This is a genomic window from Enterococcus sp. S86.2, assembly GCF_059834485.2.
This window is the reverse complement of sequence record NZ_CM206813.1, coordinates 2,367,587-2,393,462: the sequence shown is the minus strand read 5'-3', so window position 1 is coordinate 2,393,462 and position 25,876 is coordinate 2,367,587. Positions and strand designations below refer to the sequence as shown.

Annotated in this window: 26 protein-coding genes; 16 read left to right on the top strand and 10 right to left on the bottom strand. The window is 38.0% G+C overall.

Features of this window, described 5'->3' with window-relative positions:
- Nucleotides 1-23 precede the first annotated feature (23 nt).
- The 4 genes from AC6R0T_RS11330 (at nt 24) to AC6R0T_RS11315 (ending at nt 5,995) form a co-directional block, all read left to right on the top strand.
- Nucleotides 24-1,979, top strand: coding sequence for a glucose PTS transporter subunit IIA (locus tag AC6R0T_RS11330; RefSeq protein ID WP_206903529.1), 1,956 nt, complete (start codon nt 24-26; stop codon nt 1,977-1,979).
- A 196-nt stretch (nt 1,980-2,175) separates the two neighbouring features.
- On the top strand, nt 2,176-2,808 hold the full coding sequence (locus AC6R0T_RS11325; RefSeq protein ID WP_206903530.1) for a GntR family transcriptional regulator: 633 nt from the start codon (nt 2,176-2,178) through the stop codon (nt 2,806-2,808).
- Nucleotides 2,809-3,069: 261 nt separating this feature from the next.
- Nucleotides 3,070-4,272 carry a quaternary amine ABC transporter ATP-binding protein gene (locus tag AC6R0T_RS11320; RefSeq protein WP_206903531.1) on the top strand — a complete coding sequence of 401 codons (1,203 nt, stop codon included), beginning with the start codon at nt 3,070-3,072 and terminating at the stop codon, nt 4,270-4,272.
- On the top strand, nt 4,265-5,995 hold the full coding sequence (locus AC6R0T_RS11315) for an ABC transporter permease/substrate binding protein (RefSeq protein WP_303754056.1): 1,731 nt from the start codon (nt 4,265-4,267) through the stop codon (nt 5,993-5,995). Before AC6R0T_RS11320 ends, AC6R0T_RS11315 begins: the two co-directional genes overlap by 8 nt.
- 125 nt (nt 5,996-6,120) lie before the next feature.
- On the opposite strand, the gene AC6R0T_RS11310 is transcribed toward AC6R0T_RS11315, so the two are convergent.
- Together AC6R0T_RS11310 and AC6R0T_RS11305 are read right to left on the bottom strand one after the other, a co-directional pair.
- A complete protein-coding gene (locus AC6R0T_RS11310) occupies nt 6,121-6,972 on the bottom strand; it encodes a MurR/RpiR family transcriptional regulator (protein WP_206903533.1) in 852 nt (283 codons plus the stop codon).
- A gap of 227 nt (nt 6,973-7,199) precedes the next feature.
- Nucleotides 7,200-7,820, bottom strand: a complete 621-nt coding sequence (locus tag AC6R0T_RS11305) for an FMN-dependent NADH-azoreductase (RefSeq protein WP_206903534.1) — start codon at nt 7,818-7,820, stop codon at nt 7,200-7,202.
- A gap of 305 nt (nt 7,821-8,125) precedes the next feature.
- On the opposite strand from AC6R0T_RS11305, the gene rpsO reads away from it, so the two are divergent.
- Both rpsO and pnp read left to right on the top strand, forming a co-directional pair.
- Nucleotides 8,126-8,395 carry a 30S ribosomal protein S15 gene (gene rpsO / locus AC6R0T_RS11300; protein WP_016173693.1) on the top strand — a complete coding sequence of 90 codons (270 nt, stop codon included), beginning with the start codon at nt 8,126-8,128 and terminating at the stop codon, nt 8,393-8,395.
- 180 nt (nt 8,396-8,575) lie between these two features.
- A complete protein-coding gene (gene pnp, locus AC6R0T_RS11295; RefSeq protein WP_303754054.1) occupies nt 8,576-10,699 on the top strand; it encodes a polyribonucleotide nucleotidyltransferase in 2,124 nt (707 codons plus the stop codon).
- A 246-nt stretch (nt 10,700-10,945) separates the two neighbouring features.
- Here pnp and AC6R0T_RS11290 read toward each other — a convergent pair whose 3' ends face one another.
- Both AC6R0T_RS11290 and AC6R0T_RS11285 read right to left on the bottom strand, forming a co-directional pair.
- Nucleotides 10,946-11,674, bottom strand: coding sequence for a class I SAM-dependent methyltransferase (locus AC6R0T_RS11290; RefSeq protein WP_303754053.1), 729 nt, complete (start codon nt 11,672-11,674; stop codon nt 10,946-10,948).
- Between the two features lie 101 nt (nt 11,675-11,775).
- Entirely contained in the window at nt 11,776-13,068 is a 1,293-nt protein-coding gene (locus tag AC6R0T_RS11285) for an MATE family efflux transporter (protein WP_303754052.1), read from the bottom strand.
- A gap of 259 nt (nt 13,069-13,327) precedes the next feature.
- On the opposite strand from AC6R0T_RS11285, the gene AC6R0T_RS11280 reads away from it, so the two are divergent.
- The 5 genes from AC6R0T_RS11280 to AC6R0T_RS11260 all read left to right on the top strand — a co-directional run bounded on the left by AC6R0T_RS11280 (nt 13,328) and on the right by AC6R0T_RS11260 (nt 16,998).
- Nucleotides 13,328-14,323: a helix-turn-helix domain-containing protein gene (locus AC6R0T_RS11280; protein WP_303754051.1), complete on the top strand. Its 996-nt coding sequence runs from the start codon at nt 13,328-13,330 to the stop codon at nt 14,321-14,323.
- A 96-nt stretch (nt 14,324-14,419) separates the two neighbouring features.
- Nucleotides 14,420-14,683: a GlsB/YeaQ/YmgE family stress response membrane protein gene (locus AC6R0T_RS11275; protein WP_206903539.1), complete on the top strand. Its 264-nt coding sequence runs from the start codon at nt 14,420-14,422 to the stop codon at nt 14,681-14,683.
- A 145-nt stretch (nt 14,684-14,828) separates the two neighbouring features.
- Nucleotides 14,829-15,167, top strand: a complete 339-nt coding sequence (locus tag AC6R0T_RS11270) for a hypothetical protein (protein WP_303754050.1) — start codon at nt 14,829-14,831, stop codon at nt 15,165-15,167.
- Nucleotides 15,168-15,179: 12 nt separating this feature from the next.
- A complete protein-coding gene (locus AC6R0T_RS11265; protein ID WP_206903541.1) occupies nt 15,180-15,590 on the top strand; it encodes an acetyl-CoA carboxylase biotin carboxyl carrier protein subunit in 411 nt (136 codons plus the stop codon).
- 19 nt (nt 15,591-15,609) lie between these two features.
- On the top strand, nt 15,610-16,998 hold the full coding sequence (locus AC6R0T_RS11260) for an oxaloacetate decarboxylase subunit alpha (RefSeq protein ID WP_303754049.1): 1,389 nt from the start codon (nt 15,610-15,612) through the stop codon (nt 16,996-16,998).
- A gap of 174 nt (nt 16,999-17,172) precedes the next feature.
- Here AC6R0T_RS11260 and udk read toward each other — a convergent pair whose 3' ends face one another.
- From udk to AC6R0T_RS11245, 3 genes are read right to left on the bottom strand one after another with little or no spacing between them, the layout of a single operon-like run.
- Nucleotides 17,173-17,796 carry a uridine kinase gene (udk, locus tag AC6R0T_RS11255; RefSeq protein WP_206903543.1) on the bottom strand — a complete coding sequence of 208 codons (624 nt, stop codon included), beginning with the start codon at nt 17,794-17,796 and terminating at the stop codon, nt 17,173-17,175.
- 58 nt (nt 17,797-17,854) lie between these two features.
- Nucleotides 17,855-18,559: a YjjG family noncanonical pyrimidine nucleotidase gene (locus tag AC6R0T_RS11250; protein WP_230711242.1), complete on the bottom strand. Its 705-nt coding sequence runs from the start codon at nt 18,557-18,559 to the stop codon at nt 17,855-17,857.
- Between the two features lie 15 nt (nt 18,560-18,574).
- Nucleotides 18,575-19,297 (bottom strand): 16S rRNA pseudouridine(516) synthase, encoded by a 723-nt coding sequence (locus AC6R0T_RS11245; protein ID WP_230711243.1) that lies wholly within the window; start codon nt 19,295-19,297, stop codon nt 18,575-18,577.
- A 308-nt stretch (nt 19,298-19,605) separates the two neighbouring features.
- Here AC6R0T_RS11245 and AC6R0T_RS11240 point away from each other — a divergent pair, with 308 nt between their 5' ends.
- Together AC6R0T_RS11240 and AC6R0T_RS11235 are read left to right on the top strand one after the other, a co-directional pair.
- Nucleotides 19,606-20,211, top strand: a complete 606-nt coding sequence (locus AC6R0T_RS11240; RefSeq protein ID WP_303754048.1) for a 50S ribosomal protein L25/general stress protein Ctc — start codon at nt 19,606-19,608, stop codon at nt 20,209-20,211.
- A 248-nt stretch (nt 20,212-20,459) separates the two neighbouring features.
- Nucleotides 20,460-20,780, top strand: coding sequence for a DUF960 domain-containing protein (locus AC6R0T_RS11235; protein WP_173103702.1), 321 nt, complete (start codon nt 20,460-20,462; stop codon nt 20,778-20,780).
- Between the two features lie 582 nt (nt 20,781-21,362).
- Here the strand turns inward: AC6R0T_RS11235 and AC6R0T_RS11230 are convergent.
- The 3 genes from AC6R0T_RS11230 to AC6R0T_RS11220 are packed head-to-tail and all read right to left on the bottom strand — an operon-like array spanning nt 21,363 to nt 23,628.
- On the bottom strand, nt 21,363-22,769 hold the full coding sequence (locus AC6R0T_RS11230) for a PTS galactitol transporter subunit IIC (protein WP_206903547.1): 1,407 nt from the start codon (nt 22,767-22,769) through the stop codon (nt 21,363-21,365).
- A gap of 59 nt (nt 22,770-22,828) precedes the next feature.
- Complete coding sequence (locus tag AC6R0T_RS11225) at nt 22,829-23,131, bottom strand: PTS sugar transporter subunit IIB (protein ID WP_206903548.1); 303 nt, start codon at nt 23,129-23,131, stop codon at nt 22,829-22,831.
- Nucleotides 23,132-23,136: 5 nt separating this feature from the next.
- Nucleotides 23,137-23,628: a PTS sugar transporter subunit IIA gene (locus AC6R0T_RS11220; RefSeq protein ID WP_303754047.1), complete on the bottom strand. Its 492-nt coding sequence runs from the start codon at nt 23,626-23,628 to the stop codon at nt 23,137-23,139.
- A 178-nt stretch (nt 23,629-23,806) separates the two neighbouring features.
- Here AC6R0T_RS11220 and AC6R0T_RS11215 point away from each other — a divergent pair, with 178 nt between their 5' ends.
- The 3 genes from AC6R0T_RS11215 (at nt 23,807) to lacB (ending at nt 25,669) form a co-directional block, all read left to right on the top strand.
- The gene (locus AC6R0T_RS11215; protein ID WP_206903551.1) at nt 23,807-24,604 is read left to right on the top strand and encodes a DeoR/GlpR family DNA-binding transcription regulator; all 798 of its coding nucleotides are present in this window, start codon (nt 23,807-23,809) and stop codon (nt 24,602-24,604) included.
- A 31-nt stretch (nt 24,605-24,635) separates the two neighbouring features.
- The gene (lacA, locus tag AC6R0T_RS11210; protein ID WP_230711246.1) at nt 24,636-25,064 is read left to right on the top strand and encodes a galactose-6-phosphate isomerase subunit LacA; all 429 of its coding nucleotides are present in this window, start codon (nt 24,636-24,638) and stop codon (nt 25,062-25,064) included.
- Between the two features lie 89 nt (nt 25,065-25,153).
- On the top strand, nt 25,154-25,669 hold the full coding sequence (gene lacB / locus AC6R0T_RS11205; RefSeq protein WP_230711247.1) for a galactose-6-phosphate isomerase subunit LacB: 516 nt from the start codon (nt 25,154-25,156) through the stop codon (nt 25,667-25,669).
- The last annotated feature ends 207 nt before the right edge of the window (nt 25,670-25,876 follow it).

The window sequence follows — 25,876 nt, the reverse complement described above, 5'->3', positions numbered from 1 at the left end:
TGATTTCAAGGAGGAAAGTTAGAATGGCAAAAGAAGAATTGAGTTTAGAGCAGTTGGCAAAAGAGATTTATAAAGGCGCCGGTGGCATGAACAATGTTGAAAGCGTAACCCACTGTATGACGCGGGTAAGAATGTCGGTTCGCGATCGTGATGAAGTTAATGAAGCACAATTAAAAGCGATTCCAGGCGTATTGGGTGTAGTGGACGATGAACAACTACAAGTAATTATTGGTCCTGGGAAGGTTAATAAAGTTGCAAAAGAAATGGCAAGTCAAGCGGGTGTTTCTTTAGGTGAAGAAATTAAAGCTACTACAAATGGTAAAGATGCACTTAATCAAAAAGCCGCAGAAATGAAAGCAGCACAAAAAGCCAAACAAAAACAATCACCATTCAAAGCACTTTTAAAAGATATTTCTAATATTTTTGTACCAATGATTCCGGCTTTTGTTGGCGCTGGTTTAGTTGCAGGTATTGCTTCTGTTTTAGCCAATATGGTTACGGCTGGACGACTAGACGCTGCGACATGGCAACAATATATCGATGTTATGAATATCTTAAAAAATGGGATGTTCTCTTTTCTAGTCATCTACACAGGTGTTAATGCAGCCCAAGTTTTTGGTGCAACACCAACACTTGGTGGGGTAATTGGTGGGGTCGTAACCTTAACTGGGATGAACCCAGAAGCACCAATCACCAACCTTTTTAATGGTCAACCTTTAGCGCCACAACAAGGTGGTATTTTAGGTGTTATCTTTGCAGTATGGTTACTTTCAAAAGTTGAGAAAAAATTACATGATATCGTCCCAGAAGCAATTGACATTATTGTAACACCAACCATTTCATTACTTGTTATCGGATTAGCGGAAATTTTCTTAATTATGCCTTTAGCTGGTTTTGTTTCAAATGGTTTAGTTGGCGGGATTAACTGGATCTTAAACGTCGGCGGTGCATTTTCTGGTTTTGTATTAGGGGCAAGTTTCTTGCCGATGGTTATGTTTGGTTTACACCAAATTTTAACACCAATTCATATTCAAATGATTGAAGCAACAGGCAGCACACAATTATTGCCAATTTTAGCAATGGCTGGTGCTGGTCAAGTTGGGGCGGCTTTGGCATTGTGGATTCGTTTACGTAAAGACAAAGAATTAACAGAAATGATCAAAGGTGCGTTGCCAGTTGGTATTTTAGGAATTGGCGAACCGTTAATTTACGGGGTAACACTACCACTTGGTAAACCATTTATCACTGCTTGTATCGGTGGTGGTGTTGGGGGTGCAGTAATCGGCGCTTTAGGTAATGTTGGCGCAACCGCAATTGGACCTTCTGGTGCAGCATTAATTCCATTAATTGCTAACGGCCATTGGTTAGGTTATGTATTAGGCTTATTGGCAGGTTACGCTGGTGGTTTTGTGGCAACTTATTTCTTTGGCATTCCAAAAGAAAAATTGGCAGCTGAAAAAATGGCAGAAGAACCAACAACAGCTGTTTCACCAGTACAAACTACACCTGTCAGCGAAGTAGCAGCGACAACTGAATTCTTTGCTGTAGCAAATGGTGAAGTAAAACCTGTTTCAGAATCAACAGATGCAGTTTTTTCACAAAAAATGATGGGTGAAGGTTATTTTGTTGTACCAAAAGAAGGTACAATTTATGCACCTGTAACCGGCACGATTTCATCTGTATTTCCAACGAAGCACGCAGTTGGTATTACAACGGACAATGGTTTAGAAGTGTTATTACACATGGGTGTTAATACGGTTGAATTAGAGGGTAAACCATTTGATTTGAAAGTGGCAGAAGGTCAAAAAGTAACACCAGATACGATTGTGGCTGATGTCGATTTAGCAGCAATTAAAGCAGCTGGCAAAGGCACAGATATGTTAGTCTTAGTGACAAATATGGATAAAGTAAAAAATGAAGTTTTAGAAAAAATTGGTGCAACAGAAGCGAAAACACCAGTTATGAAAGTGGAAGTATAACCAAATTTTTCTTTTAGAGTAAAAGAAGTAAAGTGAGGTAAAGGATATCCTTTACCTCACTTTTTTTGCGAAATACTTGTAGAATTTGAAAAATAATGGGAAAGTGATAGTAAGAATAGTACGCAGAACTTCTCATTATAATGAAAATGAAATAGCCAGCTAAACGAAAGTTATTGAAAGACAAGGAGGTCAGAAGATGGCCGGAAAAAAATTAACGATCCCGCGTTATCAACAAATTGCTGTTGAAATTGCAGAGCGAATTGTCGAAAACCGCTATAAAGAAGGCGAAAAAATTCATGCCCGCTCTACTTTAGCAAGCAATTTTAACGTTTCCCCTGAAACAGCTAGAAAAGCAATCAATGTTTTAGTTGATCTGGGCATTATGGATGTGCGTCATGGTAGTGGAGCTTATGTTGCTTCGCGTGATAAAGCGCAACGTTTTTTAGCACAATATAAAGATGTGAGTTCAATTCAAGAAATAAAAAAAGAAATTTTGGCTAGCGTGGAGCAGCAACAACAAGAGCTAGAAAACTTTTCGGGGCTGCTAGACACTCTTGTGAATCAAACCAGACGCATCCAGCAGACGGCCCCGTTTTTACCTTACGAAATTCAGTTGGACGAAACGGCAAATCACTTAAATGAATCCATTAAAGATTTGAATATCTGGCAAGAAACAGGGGCAACGGTGGTGGCCTTACAGCATGAAGAACGATTGCTTTTGTCACCGGGACCTTATGCGAAATTTGAAGTTGGCGAAACGGTCTTTTTTGTAGGGGATGAATTAGTTTTTCAACGTATGATGAACTTCTTTTATCCAGAAAAAAGATAAATATTAAGAAAACCTTAAGAAGATAAATGACTAGTGTTATAACCAGGAAAACGAATTCACGTTTTTTCCTGGTTTTTCTTTTTTGACTAAGTGACCACATGATGATAATCTAGTGTGGTCAGTTTTTTGAGAGGAAAATTTTCAAAGTTGTTTTCAAACTTGAAATTTCCATCCTAATAGCAGAAACACACTATTGCATTTCGTTATTAGGCAAGCTGTTTTACTAGCTTAAAACAGCAAAAATAAATAGGGGGTAACAAAATGGCTAAAGTGAAAGTAGAACACTTAACAAAAATTTTTGGCAAAAAGCAGCAACAAGCCCTTGCCATGATGAAAGAACATAAAAGCAAAACTGAAATTTTAGAGAAGACCGGTGCGACAGTCGGTGTTTACGATGCGAATTTTGAAGTAAACGAAGGGGAAATTTTCGTAATTATGGGCCTTTCGGGTTCTGGTAAGTCAACGTTAATTCGTTTGTTAAATCGTTTGATTGACCCAACAGATGGTGAAATTTACATCGATGGAAAAGATATTGCAAAGATGAATAAAGAAGCTTTACAAGAAGTTCGTCGTAATAAAATCAATATGGTGTTCCAAAGTTTTGCACTATTTCCACATCGCACAATTTTAGAAAATACGGAATTAGGGTTGGAAATTCGTGGTGTCTCAAAAGAAAAACGACGCCAAAAAGCAGAGCAAGCCTTGGCTAATTCTAGTTTAATCGCCTTTAAGGATCAATATCCTGAACAGCTTTCTGGCGGGATGCAACAACGGGTTGGTCTAGCTAGAGCCCTTGCCAATGATCCGGAAATTTTATTGATGGATGAAGCTTTTTCAGCGCTAGATCCTTTAATTCGGCGGGAAATGCAAGATGAATTGTTGGACTTGCAAGAAAATGTGCAAAAAACCATTATCTTTATTACCCATGATTTAAACGAAGCTTTGCGAATTGGTGATCGAATTGCTTTGATGAAAGACGGCCAAATTATGCAAATTGGAACCGGTGAAGAAATTTTAACGAATCCAGCCAACCAATATGTGCGTGATTTCGTTGAAGATGTTGATCGCTCCAAGGTGTTAACCGCACAAAATATTATGGAGCCGGCAATTACGATGAATATTGAAGCAGATGGGCCTAACGTGGCGTTAAATCGCATGCGTAAAGAAGGTGTCAGCATGTTGTTAGCAGTTGACCGTAAACGTAAGTTAAAGGGTAGTTTGACAGCATTAAAAGCGTTGGAAGCGAGAAGAGATCAATTACCACTAAAAGAAGTCATTGATAAAAATGTCAAAAAAATTCCCCAAGATATGCTAGTAACTGATATTTTTGACGTGATTAAAGACGCTGAAGCACCTTTAGCTGTTGTTGATGAAAATGATAAATTACTGGGCGTAGTCATTCGCGGTAGTGTGATTGAAGCACTCGCTCAAACCGGAGACAAGGAGGTGGAGTTTGTTGGATAATTTATTACAACAAGCAATTCCAGTAGCAAAATGGGTGGAGAACTTTACAGATTGGTTGACAAAAACCTTTGCGGGGTTATTTAGCTTCGTGCAAACGATTGGTCAAGTCATTATGGACACTATCACCAATACCTTGCTGTTTATTCCACCGTTGTTATTTATTATCTTATTGGCCGTTGCTGCCTTTTTCTTATCAAAGAAAAAACCAGGACTGACGATTTTAACTTTTTTTGGTCTATTATTTATTTACAACCAAGGTCTATGGAATGACTTGATGAATACGGTCACGTTAGTTTTACTTGCGAGTCTCGTTTCAATTATCATCGGGATTCCGTTAGGGATTTTAATGGCGAAAAGTGAAAAAGCCAATACAATTGTGTCGCCGATTTTAGACTTTATGCAAACAATGCCGGCATTTGTCTATTTAATTCCTGCTGTTGCCTTCTTTGGTATCGGAATGGTGCCGGGTGTTTTTGCTTCTGTTATTTTTGCTTTGCCACCAACTGTTCGAATGACAAATTTAGGAATTCGTCAAATTCCAAGTGAATTAGTCGAAGCTTCCGATTCTTTTGGTGGAACAGGGAAACAAAAACTATTTAAACTAGAATTGCCTTTAGCTAAAGGCACGATTATGGCAGGGATCAACCAAACGATGATGCTTGCACTTTCAATGGTTGTAACAGCATCAATGATAGGTGCTCCCGGACTTGGTCGTGGGGTCTTATCTGCCTTGCAACAAGCACAAGTCGGGAATGGTTTTGTTAATGGTTTAGCTTTAGTTATCTTAGCAATCATCATCGACCGTTTTACACAAAAATTAAATGCACCAAAAAAAGAACGGAATAAAAATCTTGCTCCTGCTGCTAAGAAAAAACAAAAATGGATCACAGGTGTTGTAGCTGTTGTCGTGATCGCTTTAATTTTTGGCTCAACTTTTGCTGGGAGCCATGCTTCTGATAAGGGAGAAATTCACCTGTCTTATGTTGAATGGGATACAGAAGTAGCCTCTACTAATGTTGTCGCTGAAGTTTTAAGAGAAGAAGGCTATGATGTGAAATTGACACCGTTGGATATGACGGTGATGTGGCAATCTGTTGCCAATGGCGAAACAGATGGCATGGTAGCGGCGTGGTTACCCCATACACACCAGGCACAATATGCTAAATACAAAAATCAAGTCGAAAATTTAGGTGAAAATCTAAAAGGTGCCAAACTTGGAATTGTGGTACCAAGCTATATGGCTGTTAATTCGATTGAAGATTTAAGTGATCAGGCCAAACAACAAATTATCGGCATTGAACCAGGAGCTGGTGTGATGAAAGCAGCAGATAAAACTCAGGCTGCTTATCCGAACTTAAAAGATTGGACCGTTGAATCTTCTTCATCTGGCGCCATGACTGTTGCATTGGGTAAAGCTATTAAAAACAAAGAACCAATTGTTATTACTGGCTGGTCACCTCATTGGATGTTTGCTAAATATGATTTGAAATATTTAGCTGATCCTAAAGGGACAATGGGGGGAGCTGAAACAATCAACACGATGGTTCGTAAAGGCCTAAAAGAAGATCAACCGCAAGCGTACAAAATTTTAGATAACTTCCATTGGGAACAAAAGGACATGGAAGATGTCATGTTAGCCGTTCACGACGGCAAAGATCCAGCCCAAGCTGCTAAAGAATGGGTAAAAAATAATCCAGATAAAGTAAATGAATGGGTTAAATAAACAAAATAAAAAATCCGTATTCCCAAGCTAACACGTAGCAAAAGGGAATACGGATTTTTTTATGGCGTGAAATAAGCAGATACATAAGCCTCATTTGCTTAGACAAAAAGAAACAATGACGAAATTTAAAAATGTTTTTCCCGGAAGTCTTTGATGATTTGCCGTGATTGATAAATTTTTTCAGCATTTTCTTGGTTGCGGCTGATATATGAGTAAAACAAAATATCCACTGCTAAAAACTGTGCAATTAACGAATTGGTGGCCGCACTACGCAGGTCAGCTTCTTGTGGTCGGGAAACCTGTAAGGAAACATCCGCTAATTTAGAAAGTCGGTTATTACCAAAACGAGTTAGGGTAATAATTGGAATCTTCAATTCTTTTGCGATTTCAGCAAAGTAAACAATTTCTGGCGTTTCACCGGAATTTGAAATCAACCACAAGGCTGCGTCTTTTTTAGTGTTGATAAGTTGTGGTAACAATGCGTTATAGTTCGTTTCTAAAGATACGCTTTTACCAATACGGTCCCATTTTTGTTTAATGTCTTCGGCTACTAGATGAGAAGCACCTACGCCGGTTACAAAAATACGCTCTTTTGTTTCCAGCAACTTCAATGCGGCCACTAATTTTTCGTCACTTAAGATTTGTGTCGTTTCATGTAGTGTAAGTTGGGCATTTTGCGACAATTTTTCTTTTAAAGATGCAATTGGTTCATTTTTTTTTACATCTGAATATTCTTGGTTCCCGCCATTCTGTTGACTTTCAGCTGAAATTTGAATTTTGAAGTCGGTCAGACTTGAAGCGCCAACTTTTTTGGCAAAGCGGACAACAGTCGGTGCACTGGTTTTTGAACCTTTGGCAATTTGTTCAGCTGTCATGGTCGGTATTTTATCAATATTCTTTTTTATATAACGAAAAATCCGCAGTTCTGCTTTGGATAATTCACTTTCCATTCCTTGAATTCGATTGATTAGTGCCATTGCAATCACCTCAAGGATATTATAACAGAAAAGGTATGCACTGGGGATGCTAAAGGATGTCAGAAATGGACGTATTTTTGTCATAGGATAAGCTTGTCTAACGGTCCAAAATTTTTTGCTTTAGGAAAAAGTAGTGTAGTTTAGTAAAAAAAGTACCTCCGTAAAATTTCAAAGCAATTTTTACGGAGGTACTCTTTTTTATTTGGCTAACAAAGTCAATAGAAGGCTTAGAAAGTTTTTGCTGCAGCTTTTACTTCTGTTGTAGCTTTTGCCATAATTTCATCGACTTTGGTTGGGTCAAAGTCTAAGCCTTCAGCTAAAACTTCACTAAAGTCGCTGATACCAATGAAGTTCAATAGTTGGCGGGTATACTGGGCAGCGAAGTCTTGTCCGTTATAAAAACCGCCGCTTGCTTGAATATGCAATGCTTTTTTACCTGTAACTAAACCAACCGGACCTTCAGCTGTATATTTGAAGGTTTTACCGGCAACACAGATTGTGTCAAACCAGGCTTTTAAGCGACTTGGGATACTTAAATTCCACAATGGGTTGGCAATCACGACTTTATCGGCCTTTTCAAATTGTTCCGTCAAACCATTAAAAGCAGCCAGCTTAGCTTGTTGCGCAGCTGTTAGCTCGTTAAATTGTGCCCCGTTCATTAAAGCGTGCCAGCCAGAAGTGATATCACCATCGATTTCAGGAAAATCAGCAGCATAAGGATTGACCACGATAATTTCATCGTTGGGGTTAGTTTCTTTATAAGTAGTTAAAAAGCTTTCTAATAATTGAATTGCATGAGAATCTTTGGCATCAAGGGGATGTCCTTTAACTGCAAGTAATGTTGTCATGTTTTTTCCTCCAATTTTTTCCAGTACGTATTTGTTGCCACAATTAACAAGCGACATCAGTTTTTTTAAACTATGTATGCGTATAAAAAAACGCACGTTGTGATTATAACGGTTACATTTAATAATTTTCAATTTATTTGCTTGTGAAAGACGATAAGTAAAATTTAAAAGGATTCAACTTGCATTTTCTCTTCTAATCAAGTAAAGTATACCTGTGTGCAATGCGCACCACCTGTCACTTGGTTTGGCGAGTCACCAACGCTTTACTCAGTCGCAGGGAGAATAATAATGTGAGGTGAAAAAACATGGCAATTTCAAAAGAACGTAAAAACGAAATCATGACAAAATTTGCACGCCACGAAGGCGACACTGGTTCTCCAGAAGTGCAAATCGCTGTGTTGACTGAAGAGATCAACCACTTGAATGAACACGCACGCGTCCACAAAAAAGACCACCATTCTTACCGTGGTTTGATGAAAAAAGTTGGTCATCGTCGTAACTTGTTAGCTTACTTACGTAAAACTGACGTACAACGTTACCGCGAATTGATCCAAGCTTTAGGATTACGTCGTTAGTCGTTATCGTCTTAAAAGTGAGGTTCAGCATGAATCTCACTTTTTTTGCTATAAAAAACTAAACAAAGGCTGGGGTAGTGGTAAGGCTAACTACTAACCAAATGAAAGCTTTGAAATGTTATTTTAAATTTTTCATTTGTTTAGTAGCAGCCCACTATCTACAGAAAGATAGGAGAACTTATGACAAAGCAAGTATTTAAAACAACTTGGGGCGGCCGCCCCTTGCAAGTTGAAGTCGGTCAATTAGCTAAACAAGCCAACGGAGCAGTTTTAGTCCGCTATGGTGATACAGCCGTATTGAGTGCAGCCGTTGCCTCAAAAGAAGCAAAAGACACAGACTTTTTCCCATTGACGATTAACTATGAAGAAAAAATGTATGCCGTTGGTAAGATTCCTGGTGGTTTTATTAAACGTGAAGGTCGCCCTTCAACTGACGCAACATTGACAGCCCGTTTAATCGACCGGCCAATTCGCCCAATGTTTGCAGAAGGTTTCCGTAATGAAGTGCAAGTAACCAATATTGTAATGAGCGTAGAACAAGATTGTTCACCTGCTATGGCTGCAATGTTAGGTTCATCTTTAGCGCTATCTACTTCAGACATTCCTTTTGATGGCCCAATTGCTGGTGTTGAAGTTGGTCGTGTCAATGGTGAATATGTGTTGAACCCAACTGTTGAACAAGCAGAAAAAACAGATATCGAATTGAGTGTAGCCGGGACAAAACAAGCTATTAACATGGTGGAATCCGGCGCTAAAGAAGTGTCAGAAGACGATATGCTAGGTGCTTTACTATTTGGTTTTGATGCAATTAAAGAATTAGTTGCTTTCCAAGAAGAAATTGTCGCAGCTGTCGGCAAAGAAAAAATGGAAGTAAAACTTTTACAAGTTAACCCAGAATTAAAACAAGACATTTACGATAACTACTACAATGTTATGAAAACTGCTGTTATGACAGAAGAAAAACTAGCTCGTGAAGATGAAATTGAGAAAGTAAAAGAAACTGTCAAAGAAGTTTACGCAGAAAAATTTGCTAATATTGAAACAGAAGACTTGGTTCAAATTACAAAAGAAATCAAGCAAGTAGCTGAGGACTTAGAAAAAGATGTGGTACGGGAATTAATTACAATTGATAAAATCCGCCCTGATGGTCGTAAGTTAGACGAAATCCGTCAACTTTCCTCAGAAGTTGGTTTATTACCAAGGGTTCATGGTTCTGGTTTATTTACGCGGGGACAAACGCAAGCCCTATCTGCTTGTACTTTAGCACCACTAGGAGAACATCAAATTATTGATGGTTTAGGTGTGGAAGAGTCTAAACGTTTCATTCACCACTACAATTTCCCCCAATTTTCAGTTGGTTCAACGGGTCGCGCCGGCTCACCTGGTCGTCGTGAAATTGGACATGGTGCTTTAGGGGAACGTGCATTAGCACAAGTGATCCCAAGTGAAACAGATTTCCCTTATACAATTCGTTTAGTCGCAGAAGTTTTAGAATCGAATGGTTCTTCTTCACAAGCAAGTATTTGTGCAGGAACATTAGCATTGATGGATGCTGGTGTGCCAATTAAAGCGCCAGTTGCCGGCATTGCGATGGGTCTGGTTTCAGATGGTGAAAATTACACAATCTTGACAGATATTCAAGGCTTGGAAGATCACTTAGGGGATATGGACTTTAAAGTTGCAGGTACCAAAGATGGTATTACAGCACTACAAATGGATATCAAAATTCAAGGTATTACAGAACAAATTTTACGTGAAGCATTAGCGCAAGCGAAAAAAGCACGTTTTGAAATCTTAGAAGAATTAACTTCAACATTGGCGCAACCACGCGAAGAGTTGAGCCCATATGCACCGAAGATTGAAATGATCCAAATCGATCCTGAAAAAATCAAAGTGGTTATCGGTAAAGGTGGCGACACCATTAACGGTATCATTGAAGAAACAGGCGTTAAAATCGATATCGATCAAGAAGGTAAAGTTTCAATCGCCTCAGCTGATTCAGAAATGATTCAAAAAGCGATTAAGATTATTGAAGAATTAACCAAAGAAGTAAAAGTTGGCGAAGTTTACTTAGGTAAAGTTGTCCGCATTGAAAAATTTGGTGCCTTCGTTAACTTAATCAAAGGTAAAGATGGCTTAGTTCACATTTCACAGCTCGCAAATGAACGTGTAAACAACGTAGAAGACGTAGTGAAATTAGGGGATGAAGTTTTAGTTAAAGTAACGGAAATTGACCGTCAAGGCCGTGTCAACTTATCTCGTAAAGCATTATTAAAAGACGATAACAAAGAAGACGTTAAATAATAAAAATAGGCTTGGAGCAGAGGTTTGATTAACCTTTGCCCCAAGCCTTTTTAGTTGAGAAAATGATAAGATTTTTCTTTCGCGCTGGTATTAAAAAATTCCCAATGCTATGAACTTTTATGGATATTGCGCTTCACAAACTACTCTGATAAGAAATAAGGTAAAACTTTTAAAAATTTGACGAACAATTTAAAAAAATTCACACTTATTTTTCTTAGACTAAACGAGTTTACTTCGGCTTTACTGTTAATTCTTTTGTGCTTTGATAAGTAACATCATAGGGCGGCGAAGTTCTTCTTTCATGCCATCTTCATGCCACCTGTCTTTTGGCGGCAAGGGTTCCACCACATCTAAAAGCGTAAAATCATTTTTTAACAAAGTCTGCAAATAAGTTGTGAGGGTTCGATGATATTTTACAACTTTTTCCCCTAAGAAATTGGTTTTTCGTAAACCTTCTGTAAAGTAATGGTCAAGGGGATAATGTAAAATATTTCCATTGTCATCGTAATACCAATCTTCTGATCCTTCTGCCGTGAAGGCGGGATGTTCCACTGAAAAAAGTAAAATTCCCTCAGGTTTTAAGTAGCTTTTGATATTTGCAATTAAACTAGCAAAATCAGCGACATAATGAATAGCTAAAGAGCTCATGACGATATCAAAAGAATCAGCAGGAAATGAAATTGTGGCAATATCAGCTTGTAAATATTGGACAGGATATTCTTTTGTTTTTTGTTTGGCTACTGTCAACATTTTTTTTGATAAATCTACGCCGGTTACATTCTTTGCGCCGTGTTTTGCGGCATAAAGACAGTGCCAACCATAGCCACAGCCAAGATCCAAAACTGTTTTTTCCTTAAAGTCTGGTAATAACTTTTGCAGCGTTGGCCACTCTCCAGCACCAGTTAAACCTTTTTGGCTGCGGTCCATTTGGCTGTACTTGTAAAAAAATGTTTCGTTGTCATAAATATTTTCCATGTTTTTTTCCTCCATGTCATTTTTTATTAAATGCCATGGCGTTTGGCTCTTTTATGGGCAATCATAGTATCACTCTACTTTCTCTTTTTATTTTAGCACGCTTAATAGGAAATATCGCTGCGATAACTTTTTTTTACTTGTATAAATAATAGGCTTGCAATCAATAGGGTTAAAAATTCACTTAAAGGTAAGCTGCTCCATACCCCGACTATGCCAAAAGTTTTTCCAAGTAAGATTACAAAGGGGAGAATTAATACATAACCCCGCAGCAAAGCAACTGTAAAAGATTGTTTTGCGTAACCGACAGCAGAAAAGAAAATACTAAAGACGATATTAAAGCAGGCACCAAACAAGGCTAAAAAGTAAATCCCCATCCCTTTGGTTGCAAGGTGTGTTAAGGTCGCATCGTGATCGCGATTAAATAAGCCGACAATTGGGAACTTGAAAAGAGTTATAACGAGATACAACAGGAATGCTAAAAAAAGGCTCACGGTAAAACCGTAACGTAAATAGCTGAAAACTTTTGTTTCTTCTTTTTTTGCTGCCGCTTGTGAGATTAAAGGCTGAATACCCTGTGCAACGCCCGTAAACAAAGATAAGCCGACAAGTAAGATATTGGCAAGCACGCCATATGCTGCTACAGCAATATCTCCGCTTAAAGCAAGCAGCACTTGATTGAAAACTAAAATGCTAATGCCGGTACTCATTTCGGTCAAAAAAGAAGCTAAGCCTAATTGTGTGCTACAGCTGATGGTCTTGAATTTTGGTAATGTAAATTGCCAAATTAAACGACGGTTGGCTTTCTTTTTGTGGGTGCTTAAAATCAATAAACTTAAAACGGGAGCTAATACAGTAGCTAGTGCAGCCCCGGCCATTCCCATATTCATTGGGAAAACGAAAATATAGTCAAAGATAATATTAAAAAGACTAGAAAAAAGCATAGCTTTCATCGCCAGTTGCGGATTATGATCATTGCGAATAAAGGCTAAGACCAAATTGTTGCAAATGAAAAAAGGCGCCATAATTAAAATGAAACGTAAGTAGGTCGTAGTTAGCGGCAATGTGGCCAAACTTGCTCCCAGTAAAGAAGCTAAAGGTGCTGCAAAAATTAAACCCAACAAAGTAAAGAGGAGTCCGATGATAATTCCTGTCAAAAGTAGCTGGGAAAAGTAATTTTTTTGTCCTCCTTTTAAAACAAACAAGGTAGCACCCCCCATTCCTAAAAGTAGTCCTAAACCATTCAAAAGGTTAAAGAGCGGTAAAGCAATATTAAGAGCAGTTAAGCCTAAAGTTCCTACACCATTTGCAATAAAAAAAGTGTCGGCTAGAATATACAAAGACAAACCAAAAGTACTTAAGACACTCCGCGTGACATAGCCTCTAATTTCTTTCATAAAAATTCCTCCAAAAAAAGAGCAGAACTTTATCCTCCATTGGCCTATGGGATAAAGTGCTACTCTCAACAATTTTTTGTTGGCAAAACCCGGCGATTTTGCAGATATGTGAATGAATTCATTTTAGCAACTTGCCAAATATTACGCAATCTTAATGAGCAAAGGTTCATTTTATTTTTCAAATTAAGTTGTTACATAAGCAAATAATGGAAAAAAGACCAGTTTTAATTTTGTACCTTAATAATAAGGAGATGAGAAGATGATCTATCAATGCTTATTGGAAAGAGATGAACGAGCAATTTGGCAAATTTATTCGTTGGGACAAAGAGGTGAGCTGGTTGCATACGAGCACTTGCAAGCAGCATTTCATTTCGCTAAGACAAAGATTCAGCGCTTGTGTGATTGGTGGGCAGAAATTGAGGAAAAAGAGGCAGTCGGGATATATTTTACGCCACGAAATGCCGGTATTCAGGTTGAATTAGCAGATCATTTTTGTCAAACGCGTTTGTGGCAAAGACTATTGTCTGAAAGTTTGACATTTCACTTGTTGTGGCAAAAACTAAACGATCCCTTGGTAACGATCACGCAACTTTCGCAGCAGCACTATATTGCCCGGAAAACAGTGTGGCGACGTTTAGAAGGACTTCGGCCATTGTGGTTAAATTTCAATTTACGCTTAGATGATAATTTTCAAAGCTGCCTGATGGGTTTGGAAAGTCAGAAACGTTACTTGATTTTGCAGTTAAAAAAGATGCAGATGCTGCCCTTTGAAAGGGATAATGCAGCACTATTGTCCTACATGCAAGAACTTAGCTTAAAGCGTCAAAATTTTGGCTTTAAACTAACCCCGATGGAAGCAAAAATCTTACATAGTCGTGCACCACAACTTCCTTATCAAATTGATGAAAGAGGATGGCTATATTTATTGCGTCAATTATTAGGAAATGAGATTTGGTTACCTAAAAGTTATCAAACTTTCGTTACTGCATTAGAAAACCACCCCCATTCACTTGGTTTAACGTCAACAGACACAAAAGAAATTTATCGCTATCATTTATGTTTGCAGCTTTTTTGTGGCGATAGCTTTGAGGAGTTTTTAACGCCTCGCTGTATTTTATCTGAGGCTTATTTGATACAAGAGTTCAGTGAAAAATATGTGGATAAGTATGCAAGATTCACCCGCAAGCATCGCTATGTCATTAATGGCTATGATTACGCATTGAAAAAGAAGTCTTCTTCTTTAGAATTTGCTTAAATCTACTTTTTTAAGCGGAATTTATTGCATATAATTATAATTTTATTGTAAATGATGATAAAATATAAGCAATAAGTGACGAAAGTAGGTGGCAGAATGCTGGAGTTATTTTGGTCTTTCATTGTTGGTAGCACTTTAGGTCTATTGGCTGGATTAATTATAGGAAATGATATTCGTAGTGGTTTTTTAGGCTATATGATAATAGGTTTTTTAGGTAGTTGGGTTGGGCGAATTTTTCTTGGTCCCACTGGTCCGCAAGTTGGTGGCTTCTACGTAATTCCCGCTTTAGTTGGTTCGGTGATGTGTCTAGCAGTCTGTTCATACCTTTTACAAAAAATTCGTCAGTTCGGTTTTTATTAGTCAGTTTTAGCCATGCAGTTCGCATGGCTTTTTTTTATGGGATTAAATGGCTCACTCTTTTGTAAACGCTTTACATAATGTTATGTTAAAATTAATTGAGCTATTATTTTTATCGTCTTAAATTTTCCTTTAAAGGAGGTGCCTGATGGGATTTTGGAGCCGTTTATTTGGCAAGGAACAAACCGATACAACGCAGCGACAAGTTGTTTCACAAAACAATGCAGTGGCACACAAAACGCAAACTGACAATGATCAGTGGGAAGAGCTACCTTTTTTTATTCCCAATGAGGATGACAATGAACTTATAAGTGTGATTGCTACAAGTATTGCTGCTGGGAACAAAGAGGGAAGTTCTTTTGTGGTCAAAAAAATTATGAAAAAAAATCCTGAAACGCAATTAGTGGCAATCATTGCTGCGAGTATTGCCGCCGGGGTAGCACCGGATTCACAATTTATTGTTAAAAAGATTTATCAAAGAAAATGACGGAGGGATTATATGTTACGGAAGTTCAAAATTTCAATTGATGGCAAAGAGTATTTAGTCGAAATGGAAGAAATTGGTGGCGTAACACCGCAAGTACCAGCGCCAATGCCTGCTGCAGCCACACCACCACCAACGCCAACACCGACAGCGCAACCTGTATCAGAAAGCACACCCAAAGATAAACCAAAATCTACCGCTGCATCAGCAGGTAGTCACACACTCAGTGCCCCTATGCCAGGTACAATTTTAAAATTGTTAGTAAATCCCGGCGAGTCAGTGACAGCGAATCAACCCGTAATGATTTTAGAAGCGATGAAAATGGAAAATGAAATTGTAGCACCAAAAGATGGGACAGTTGCTGAAATCTTTGTGCAGGTGGGGGCAATTGTCAACGCAAGTGATCCCTTGATTGCCTTTAATTAGCAGTTAGGAGGGAAATTTGTTGTCAAAAATTAAATTTATGGAAACCGTTTTGCGCGATGGTCAACAAAGCCTGATTGCCACTAGGATGCCAACGCGGGATATGTTACCGATTTTGAAAACGATGGATCAAGCGGGGTATCACGCATTAGAAATGTGGGGTGGTGCCACTTTTGATGCATGCTTGCGCTTTTTAGACGAAGATCCTTGGGAAAGACTACGAGCTATTCGCAAAGAAGTTAAAAATACCAAACTCCAAATGCTTTTGCGGGGACAAAATTTACTTGGTTACAAAAATTATGCTGATGATGTGGTGACTGAATTTGTCAAAAAATCCGTTGAAAATGGTATCGATATTGTGCGTATTTTTGATGCTTTAAATGATACGCGCAATTTAAAAACTTCTGTGGAAGCTTGTAAAGCAGCTGGGGGACATTGTCAGACCGCAATTTCTTATACAACTAGCGATTTTCATACTGTTGATTATTTTGTCGCCCTAGCAAAAGAGATGGCCGAACTTGGAGCGGATTCGATTTGTATTAAAGATATGGCAGGGGTACTTGTACCTCAAACCGGGTTTGAACTTGTTAGTCGTATTAAAGATGTTGTTAGTTTACCAGTGGATGTGCACGTGCATGCGACAAGCGGGATTGCGGAGATGACGTATTTAAAAGTAGCTGAAGCCGGAGCAGATATTATTGATACGGCAATTTCTTCTTTTGCTGGTGGGACGAGTCAACCGGCGACAGAATCTGTAGCAATCGCCTTAGCTGGATTAGGTTATGAAACGGGGTTAGATCAAGGAAAATTGGAAAAAATTGCCGATCATTTTAATCCTATTCGCGACCGATTCAGAAATGAAGGAAAATTAAATCCAAAAGTAAAAGACGTGGAACCAAAAACATTGCTGTATAAAGTGCCTGGTGGGATGTTGTCTAATCTTTTAAGTCAATTAAATGAACAAGGTTTAGGAGATAAGTACGATAGAGTTTTAGCTGAAGTGCCAAAAGTGCGGGCTGACTTAGGTTATCCGCCGTTGGTTACACCGCTGTCACAGATGGTAGGAACGCAAGCGTTAATGAATATTATCAGTGGTGAGCGTTACAAATTAGTACCAAAAGAAATTAAAGACTATGTCAAAGGGTTGTACGGCAAGCCGCCAGTAGCAATTTCTGAAGCGATTAAAGAAAAAATTATCGGTAATGAAAAAGTGATTACCGAACGTCCCGCTGACTTACTGGCGCCACAATTACCAGGTTTTGAAGCCGAAATAAAGGAGTATGCCCGTTTCATGGAAGATGTCTTAAGCTATGCTGTTTTTCCGCAGCAGACTAAAGACTTCTTGGGCCGCAGAGAAGATCCATTTTACGATGTGCCATTTCAAAATGTCTTGGTGAAAATAGAAGTATAACAAAGTGATTATCATGTTTTTGTTATTAAAGGGCCCGAATAAAAGGCGGAGCTAAAAAAGCAGTGACAAAAATTTTGGCACTGCTTTTTTGATGCAATACTAAGTTAGCAGCTATAACAGCGGCATCGTTTAAGGCGAGTATAGCTGCGCCGACTTAAACTCAATCGGGAGTTTTTATGACAAATAACTTGCCACTTTCGTTGTAATCAAGTCGACAGCGACGTGATTTTCGCCACCTTCTGGCACGATGATATCTGCATAGCGCTTGGTTGGTTCAATAAATTGGTGATACATTGGTTTTACTACTGATAAGTATTGTTCAATGACCGAGTCAAGCGTACGACCTCGTTCTTCCATATCCCGTTTAATACGGCGGATAATGCGAATATCATCATCAGTATCCACATAGATTTTAATATCCATCAAGTCCCGTAAACGTTCATCTTCTAAAATTAAAATTCCTTCTAAAATAATGACTTCTTTTGGTTCTTGCACGATGGTTGCTTTACTGCGGGTATGGGCCACATAGTCATAAACGGGTTTTTCAATTGCTTCATAACACATCAATTTTTTGATATGTTCAATCAAAAGATCAGTATCAAAAGCAAAAGGATGATCGTAGTTTGTATTCAGGCGTTCTTCAAAGCTTAAATTACTTTGATCTTTGTAGTAAGAATCTTGTTCCAGCATCATGATGGAGTGGTCGGGAAAATTATTGAAAATTGCCCGGCTGACACTTGTTTTACCACTACCAGAGCCACCAGTCACACCAATAATGATGGGCTTGTTCTTTGTCATGAGAAAACCTCTTTCATTTTTTGTACTAGGTCTATTATATAGATTTTTTCAGAAAATGCTATGCTTTTTCGTTAAATGACGCGCCTAAAATAGGATAGAGTTGATCTAATACTTTGACTTCATAGGTTGGTTTGACATCTGGTAATAATTGTTTTGCTTCAGGATTTAACCAGACACTGTCTAAACCAGCATTGTTAGCTCCTTTAATATCAGAGGTTAAAGAGTCCCCAATCACCAAAGCCTTTTGGGCAACAAAGTGAGGAATACGGCGGGCCACGTAGTCAAAATATTCTGGCATTGGTTTTTGATAGCCGGTATCTTCTGAAACAAAGATATCTTTAAAATAAGGAAGTAATTTTGCGTCCTCTAAGCGCTTGTATTGCGTTTCAGAAACGCCGTTTGTTACGACATATAAATCGGCTTTATTCGCCAAATCGGCGATAATACGGCGGCTATTGCCTAATAATTGGTGTCCTTGGGTTAAATAGTGGCGATAATTTTGATCAAGCGCGGGACCATCGACATCTTTGCCTAAAGTTGCAAATAATTTTTGAAACCGGCCGTTGGTCACTTCTTGGCGACTTAACTTACCTTGTTCATAATCAGCCCACAATTTGTGATTCATCGTCTTGTAATATTTTTCAATTTCTGGTGTTAGGGTCATATTCAGCTGAGCAAAGAGCTTTTGTAAGGCTTGGTCTTCGGCTGCTTTAAAGTCCAGTAAAGTATCATCTAAATCAAATAACAGGGTAGAATAATTCATTTTATTCGCTTCTTTCTATCTAAAATAAGGTTTTAATAAGGTTAATTGCGCTTTTGTTAAGGGAAAATAATCTCCGGGCTGCGAGTTTTCAGGTAAATATAAAGGTCCCATAGCAAGTCGGCGTAAAGTTAGTACTTTTTTTCCACAAGCTAAAAACATTTTCTTGACTTGATGGAATTTACCTTCCCAGATGGTTAGACGGATATAGCTGCGCTGATTTTTCGTATCTATTTGGAGTATTTCTAAATTGGCGGGTTTGCACTGTGTACCATCCAAAAAGATAATCCCATCTCGAAATTTAGTGATATCAGTTTCGGTTACGATTTCATTAATGCAAGCTTCATAAACTTTGGCTACTTTTTTTTCAGGGTGCAATAAATCATAACCGAGTGGCCCGTTGTTTGTTAAAAGTAAAAAACCAGAAGTATCACGATCTAGGCGACCAACAGCGTATAAATCGGGATACCTGTCAGCTTTTTTTAAACAATCAAAAACAGTTTGGTGGTTTAGATCAGAGTTAGCAGTTACCACGCCAGCTGGTTTATCTAATAAATAATAGACTTCGTCGGTAAAGAGCTGTTGATTGCCGACCATGATTTTATGGATTTGACTATCGACGTTACGATTTTGGTGGCGTTCCTTTGTGCCGTCAATTGTTACCTGTCCACTTAAAAAAAGGCGTTTCATTTCTTTGCGGCTGGTATGTAGTGCCTCTTCAATTAATTTGTCTAAGCGCATATTTACTCCTTTATTCAATAGCAAAGTCTTGTCTATTATAGCGAAAAAAAGAGGGATTTACAGCAAAACAGCACTTTCCTTGACTTAAATTTAAATAAGGCCTAAGGTTAAATAGTAAAGTAAATAAAGTTTCTCATACACACAGCGTTACGACCTGGTGGAGAAAGTTTTAACCGACTTTGACAGGACAGTTGTGCATACGACTGTCCTTTTGCGTATTTTTATACGCACCACACTGATGTGCTGAGTAACAAATTTGCTTTTAAAGATTACCGCAATTGCGGCCAAAATTTAGGAGGAATTTAGTTATGGCAGTAAAATTAAATGTAGAAAAAAGAGCAATCCGTCCCCGTTCCCTACGCAATAAATTGCGTCACGAAGGTAAAGTACCAGCAGTTGTAAATGGTTACCAAATTGAAAGTACACCAATTGCAGTTGATGCGGCAGCTCTTGAAAAAATCTATCGTGAACACGGCGCCAATGCTGTTATCGTATTAAGCATTGATGGTAAAAACGTGAACACATTAGTCCGCGGCACACAATCAGATACTTTTACTAAAAAATTAACACACGTTGAATTCTTGTCAGTAAATATGACAGAAGAAACAGAAGTTGAAGCCGAAGTATTGCTTGTCGGCGAAGCAGCAGGCGTGAAAGCCGGCGGTGTGTTGACACAAACATTATACAATGTCGTTGTTTCAGCAACACCAGACAAATTACCAGAACGCATTGAAGTAGATGTTACGGCTCTTGAAATTGGGGATGCCTTATCAGTTGCCGACTTGCCAAAAGATGCTGACTTCACGATTGTAACTGATCCAGAAGAACAAATCGTAGCTGTAAGTGAAGCGCAAGTCGCTGAAGAAGAAACAGAAGAAGCACCAGCACCAGAAGCACCAGCTGAAGCTGAATAAATTTGACTTAAAGCGCCGCTTTTTTGCGGTGCTTTTTTTCTTTGTAAAGTAAAATTACAGCAACTTTTCCAATTTAAACAAAGCTTTTACAAATTACCTTTATAAGTGCAATTTTTTTGCATTCTTACTTATTTAAAGTATGATAGACATAGAATCGATACTGATGTTTAACCTACGAATTAAGATGGTAAAAAAACCATTTCTAAAAAAATGAATCGTAGTAAACACTGCCTTAGGAGGTTTTGAATTTGTTTGAAGTATTTGATAAAAAACGTAGCCGCTTTGCTTCTGTTGGCGTTGTTTCTAGCATGCCAGGAGAATTAATTGACAGCATTTGGTTCATTATCGACCTTGATTTAAAAGGAGTAGTACCTTTAAATAATTTAATCGCTTTTGAATTACTAAATCATGATGGCAAAGTGACCATGCATTTTTCGCAAGAAAATAGTGAAGTTGAAATGGATATAGACTTACCTTTCCCATTTTCTTATGAATTGCCCCAAGAAGTTTATGCTTATGACGATGGAAAACAACAAACAATCTTGTTGCCAAGTGAAACAAATCGTTAGAGATATTTACTCTCACCTTGAAAGGTGAGAGTTTTTTTTACGATCAAAGGTTTTTACCTGAGATAGCTAGTGTGTTTAAAGATCGTTTGCTCCTGGGATAATGCGAGGGCTAATAAGAAATGATTGACAAGGGGGAGTTTTACGGTTAGAGTAGTGGACATGCGATGAGTCGATAAGACCAACTTGTGTGGTCGAGTCAAACAGCAACACCAGAAGGAAACTTCACTGCCGGATTTGCAGGGTGTTGGAAGTGAGGTAGTGGACGACCAAGCTTCTACCAATTTTGGTACTGGAAAAAGTAGCTTTGAGAATTTTCTCTCAAAGCTACTTTTTTGTTTTACAATTAAGAGGCAAAATGAAAGCATTCCGTCACAAGCAATAAGCAGGAGTTTTCAAAAATTTTTTTAAATTTTTAGGAAAGTTCAGCTTATTGTCGCAGCGACTGCTCTTTGTTTTACCGTTTAACACGAGGCAAAATAAAAAGTTCTTATAAAAAAGGCGGAAAGAAAAAGTTACGAGAACTTTTTCTTTCCGTCTTTACATTTATTATGCCAGTAATAAATGAATAGTTAATGCGTTTGATTATTTTGCTTTTTCGGCAGCGTAGATAGCGTTACGTTTTTTCATTTCTCGTGCATACCAGACGAAGATTAATAAGTAAGCGACTAAGGCTAAAGCTGCGTATAAGACAAAGGTGATTTCACCTTGAGAAGCGTTTCCGACTAGGTAAGCCAAGAATTTTTCAACTGGGCCTTCCATCGTTGTATGAGAAATCAAAGCATCTGCATTTAAACCTTTAGGGAATGCGCCAACTTTTTTAGCTGTTTCTGTAATAAATGGTGCCATTAATGTACCAGACCATAAGAAGACAGGTAATTCGATTGCACCGATAACGATCATGCGGATTAATTTCCCGCGTGTTACAACTAACAATGCTGGTGTAACACCCATTGCAATGATACCACCAAGTGGCAATAATTTATTACCAGGTAAGATCATAGCTTCTAATAACATAATTGGTGCTAAAACGTTCGCAGCAGCCCAAATTTCGGCACGGCCTGCGATGAACGGCCAGTCTAAACCAATGTTTAATGTGCGACCTTTTAATTTGTTGCTGGCAAAATCAGTAATACCTTGTGATAGAGGTTCAACAGCTGCGATAAACCAAGCACCAATCATTGAGAATAGCTCCAAACAGGTTGCGGCTGTAAATGCTAAAGCGAAGATTTGTGTTGGTGTTTGTCCAGCTAACATCCCCACGAAGATACCTAAATAAATACCAATTGCAAATTTAGAACCCCAAAAACCGATTTTACTGTTCAATTTAGCAGCATCAAAATCGTATTTATCTAACCAAGGGAAAACTTTGTCAAAAATTTTATCAAAAACCATAATAATTGGATTCATCATATAGTTCATGTGGGTGGTTGTCATTGGGTTAGCATCAGGTGCGTTTAATAAATCGTTAAAAGTTGGTTTCATCAAGTCAGAGTTGATGATTTTCAATACGCCGATGAAAATAACCAATGCTGTTGCGATAAACAAGTTGGCACCACAAAAGATTGCAAATAAGCCAACGATAGATAAATGCCAAATATCAAAGATATCAACATCTAATGTATTGGTACGATTTAAAACTAACATTACAATATTGACAATTACCATAATCAATAAGAAATAAAGTGTGTAAGGGGAGCCCCAAGTAATAGTAGCGAGAGGAGCCCAACCAACGTCAGTGATATTTAATGAAAGACCTGTACGTTCAACAAATGATTGCATGGCATCAGCAAATGATGTCGATAAAATATTAATAATAGCTCCGATACCGGTTAATGCAATCCCTAATTTAAGCCCACCTTCTAATGCTTTGGTGAATTTTACTTTGAATAATAGTGCGATTAACGTTAAAACAATTGTCATTAATGGCGCTGCCCCTAAATTGATTAAGGGTTGGAAGACCTTGTTGGCTAAATCAATAACTGTACTCATATTTTCTTCTCCTCTTTAGATAGTGCAAACGGAGAAAAAGAACTCCGTTTGCTACTTATTTATTTTTGCACTTGTTTAATAGCTGCTTCCATTTGCGTGTAAACCGGTTCAGCCATTGCAGGAATGCGATAAAGGATTGCGCCAGCGTCGACAACAGGAATATTAACAGGAAACCCTAAATCTGTGTTGGCAATTTGAGCAAAGATATCGTAGTGAGACAACATTTCTTCATTAATGTCTTTAATCATGACCGCATCACAACTTACTTGATACCCACGTTTTGCTAATTCGCTTTCTAAAGCGCTTTTAATTTGGTGGCTGGAATTAACTCCGGCGCCACATGCTGCTAAAATTTTAACCATAGTGATTACTCTCCTTTAAAATTTTCTACTAAAAATTGGTAAATTTGTTTTGGATCTTCATAAGTAAAGAATTCAAGCATTTTTTTGCGATCAGTAGAATTAATAAAATCCATGATATCTGCCAATAAACCGGCCTGCGCTTCACCATCTTCATTCAAAATCATAAATAGAAAAGAAACTTGTAATTCTTCATCTGGATTAATCATATTGTGAAATGTGATTGCTTGATTAATTTTGATTGGCACAATTCGCGTTGTTTTAACGAATTCGCTTTCAGTATGAGGTATCGCAATATTAGGTAACTGTGAATCAACAGGGGTCATATCTAAACCTGTTGGATAATTTAACTCACGTTCAATCAAATTTACGATGAAATCATCTGTTACCAAATCTTTCTTTAATAAATCTTGGTAAATTTCGTTGAAGACTTCTTCTTGCGTGGTTTTATCAGATACATAAACCGTGTCAGGGGCAAAGAATTCTTTTCCTGTACTCACTATAATTCCTCCTGTTCGCTTTTGTTTAATAGTGTGTTTAAACCTTGCTTACACTCATATTATAATCGCTTTCAAACGCTTGTCAACTAGAAATCAAAATAAAATAAACAATAATTCGCGTTTTGTTGTTGAAAAATGTTTTGTTCTGTTTTAATATGAGGATGAAAGGAGGGTGCATATGCTTAAAAGTGAACGACAACGCTCCATTTTAAATCTTTGTGAGCAATATGGTGTGATTACAGTACAATTTGTGCGGAAAAATCTCCAAGTATCGGATATGACGATTCGGCGTGATTTGGAAGAATTGGCGCAGCAAGATAAAATCATTCGCGTTCACGGTGGTGCGCAAAGTAAAACATTTGCCACTGGGAAAAGTACGGTGACTGAAAATGCTGCAATAGTGCCATTAGACGATTTGGAACTTTCCCATTTAGAGAAAAAGCGCATTAGTATAGAAGAAAAAAATTATATTGCCAAACAGGCTGTTCAATTTATTGACTCAGGAGATACGATTTTTTTAGGTTCAGGGACAACAATTGAATTAATGACAAAATATTTAATGAAACATGATTTGCGGGTTGTTACGAATAGTTTGCCAGTCTTTAACTTATTACAAGAAAATGAACAGTTGGATTTATATTTGGTTGGCGGATCTTATCGGCAAAAAACTGGCGCTTTTGTGGGATCAATCGCCAATGAAACAATTCAAAAGTTAAGTATTGAAAAAGCGTTTGTTGGAGTCAATGGCGTAAGGGAAGAATATGTATCTACTTTCAGCATCGAAGAAGGCAAGTTTCAACAACTGGTTTTAAATCAGGCAAAGAAGCGTTACTTGGTTGCCGATGCACATAAATTTAACCAAAGTGATTTTTATAACTTTTTCAATTTACGGGATATTGATGCATTATTCACCGATAAAAGTATTGAAGAAGCTGTCAAAAATAAATATCAACAATATACCACTATCTATAGTTAGAAAAGATAGCGAAATTAGAGGAGGAATACAAATGCGTGTCGTACTTGGTTCAGATGCACAGGCAAAGAAATTGAAGGATATTATCAAAGAGTATTTAGTTGGCGAAGGTTTTGAAGTCGTGGATAAAACAGAAACACCAGCCGCAGATTTCGTTGATTCAACTTTAGCCATCGCAAATGATATTAAAGAAAACGAAGGCTCAATGGGAATTGCTTTTGATGGTTACGGTGCGGGGAGTTTTATGGTAGCCACAAAAGTTAAAGGCATGGTCGCTGCAGAAGTTTCAGACGAACGTTCTGCATACATGACTAGAGAACACAACAATGCCCGTATGATTACGATTGGTTCTGAAATTGTCGGTGAAGAGTTGGCAAAAAATATTGTCAAAGAATTTTTATCTGCTCACTATGACGGTGGCCGTCATCAAATTCGCGTGGATATGTTAAATAAAATGGCGTAGAGATTTTTGTTTTGCCAACTGCCTGTAAGAAGTAAGTTTTTGAATTACAAATGATGAAATTAGTTTAAAGATGAGAGGAAGAATGAATAATGAAAATTGCCATTGGTTGTGACCACATTGTCACAGATACAAAAATCGCAGTTTCTGATTTTTTGAAAAGTAAAGGTTATGAAGTAATAGATTGTGGCACGTATGATTTTACCCGGACCCATTATCCAATTTACGGTAAACGCGTCGGAGAAGCAGTAGCAAGCGGGGCTGCAGACCTTGGTGTGACGATTTGTGGTACCGGCGTTGGGATCACAAACTCTGTCAATAAAGTGCCCGGTGTACGTGCTGCCCTAGTGCGGGACATGACGACTGCCATTTATTCAAAAGAACAATTAAATGCCAATGTAATTGGTTTTGGTGGAAAAATTACTGGTGAATTTTTAATCAATGATATTATTGAAGCTTTCATTAAAGCAGAATACAAAGAAACACCAGAAAACAAAGCGTTAATTGAAAAAATTAATGCCGTTGAAGGACCAAAACCAGAACAAGCAGATGCGCATTACTTCGATGAATTTTTAGCAAAATGGGATCGCGGCGAATATCACGACTAATTTTGGCTCATAAAAGCTGAGATTTTTGTAAATTCAAGTTGTTTCTGTTAAATTTTAAGTACAGTTGTGAGTAAGCCAGCAGTTGATAATCAACTGTTGGCTTTTTTGCTATCAAAAATATATCATCCTCACAGGAATACCTCGCTTTGCAGCAGCGTATCAATGGCTCAAAAATGTGCGATTCCTTCAGCTTTTCTGAGCTGGCTA

Bases quoted from the DNA above. Each gene is read 5' to 3' on its own strand.
- AC6R0T_RS11330 (WP_206903529.1), top strand. From the start codon at position 24: ATGGCAAAAGAAGAATTGAGTTTAGAGCAGTTGGCAAAAGAGATTTAT.
- AC6R0T_RS11325 (WP_206903530.1), top strand. From the start codon at position 2,176: ATGGCCGGAAAAAAATTAACGATCCCGCGTTATCAACAAATTGCTGTT.
- AC6R0T_RS11320 (WP_206903531.1), top strand. From the start codon at position 3,070: ATGGCTAAAGTGAAAGTAGAACACTTAACAAAAATTTTTGGCAAAAAG.
- AC6R0T_RS11310 (WP_206903533.1), bottom strand. From the start codon at position 6,972: ATGGCACTAATCAATCGAATTCAAGGAATGGAAAGTGAATTATCCAAA.
- AC6R0T_RS11305 (WP_206903534.1), bottom strand. From the start codon at position 7,820: ATGACAACATTACTTGCAGTTAAAGGACATCCCCTTGATGCCAAAGAT.
- rpsO (WP_016173693.1), top strand. From the start codon at position 8,126: ATGGCAATTTCAAAAGAACGTAAAAACGAAATCATGACAAAATTTGCA.
- pnp (WP_303754054.1), top strand. From the start codon at position 8,576: ATGACAAAGCAAGTATTTAAAACAACTTGGGGCGGCCGCCCCTTGCAA.
- AC6R0T_RS11290 (WP_303754053.1), bottom strand. From the start codon at position 11,674: ATGGAAAATATTTATGACAACGAAACATTTTTTTACAAGTACAGCCAA.
- AC6R0T_RS11285 (WP_303754052.1), bottom strand. From the start codon at position 13,068: ATGAAAGAAATTAGAGGCTATGTCACGCGGAGTGTCTTAAGTACTTTT.
- AC6R0T_RS11280 (WP_303754051.1), top strand. From the start codon at position 13,328: ATGATCTATCAATGCTTATTGGAAAGAGATGAACGAGCAATTTGGCAA.
- AC6R0T_RS11275 (WP_206903539.1), top strand. From the start codon at position 14,420: ATGCTGGAGTTATTTTGGTCTTTCATTGTTGGTAGCACTTTAGGTCTA.
- AC6R0T_RS11270 (WP_303754050.1), top strand. From the start codon at position 14,829: ATGGGATTTTGGAGCCGTTTATTTGGCAAGGAACAAACCGATACAACG.
- AC6R0T_RS11265 (WP_206903541.1), top strand. From the start codon at position 15,180: ATGTTACGGAAGTTCAAAATTTCAATTGATGGCAAAGAGTATTTAGTC.
- udk (WP_206903543.1), bottom strand. From the start codon at position 17,796: ATGACAAAGAACAAGCCCATCATTATTGGTGTGACTGGTGGCTCTGGT.
- AC6R0T_RS11250 (WP_230711242.1), bottom strand. From the start codon at position 18,559: ATGAATTATTCTACCCTGTTATTTGATTTAGATGATACTTTACTGGAC.
- AC6R0T_RS11245 (WP_230711243.1), bottom strand. From the start codon at position 19,297: ATGCGCTTAGACAAATTAATTGAAGAGGCACTACATACCAGCCGCAAA.
- AC6R0T_RS11240 (WP_303754048.1), top strand. From the start codon at position 19,606: ATGGCAGTAAAATTAAATGTAGAAAAAAGAGCAATCCGTCCCCGTTCC.
- AC6R0T_RS11230 (WP_206903547.1), bottom strand. From the start codon at position 22,769: ATGAGTACAGTTATTGATTTAGCCAACAAGGTCTTCCAACCCTTAATC.
- AC6R0T_RS11225 (WP_206903548.1), bottom strand. From the start codon at position 23,131: ATGGTTAAAATTTTAGCAGCATGTGGCGCCGGAGTTAATTCCAGCCAC.
- AC6R0T_RS11215 (WP_206903551.1), top strand. From the start codon at position 23,807: ATGCTTAAAAGTGAACGACAACGCTCCATTTTAAATCTTTGTGAGCAA.
- lacA (WP_230711246.1), top strand. From the start codon at position 24,636: ATGCGTGTCGTACTTGGTTCAGATGCACAGGCAAAGAAATTGAAGGAT.
- lacB (WP_230711247.1), top strand. From the start codon at position 25,154: ATGAAAATTGCCATTGGTTGTGACCACATTGTCACAGATACAAAAATC.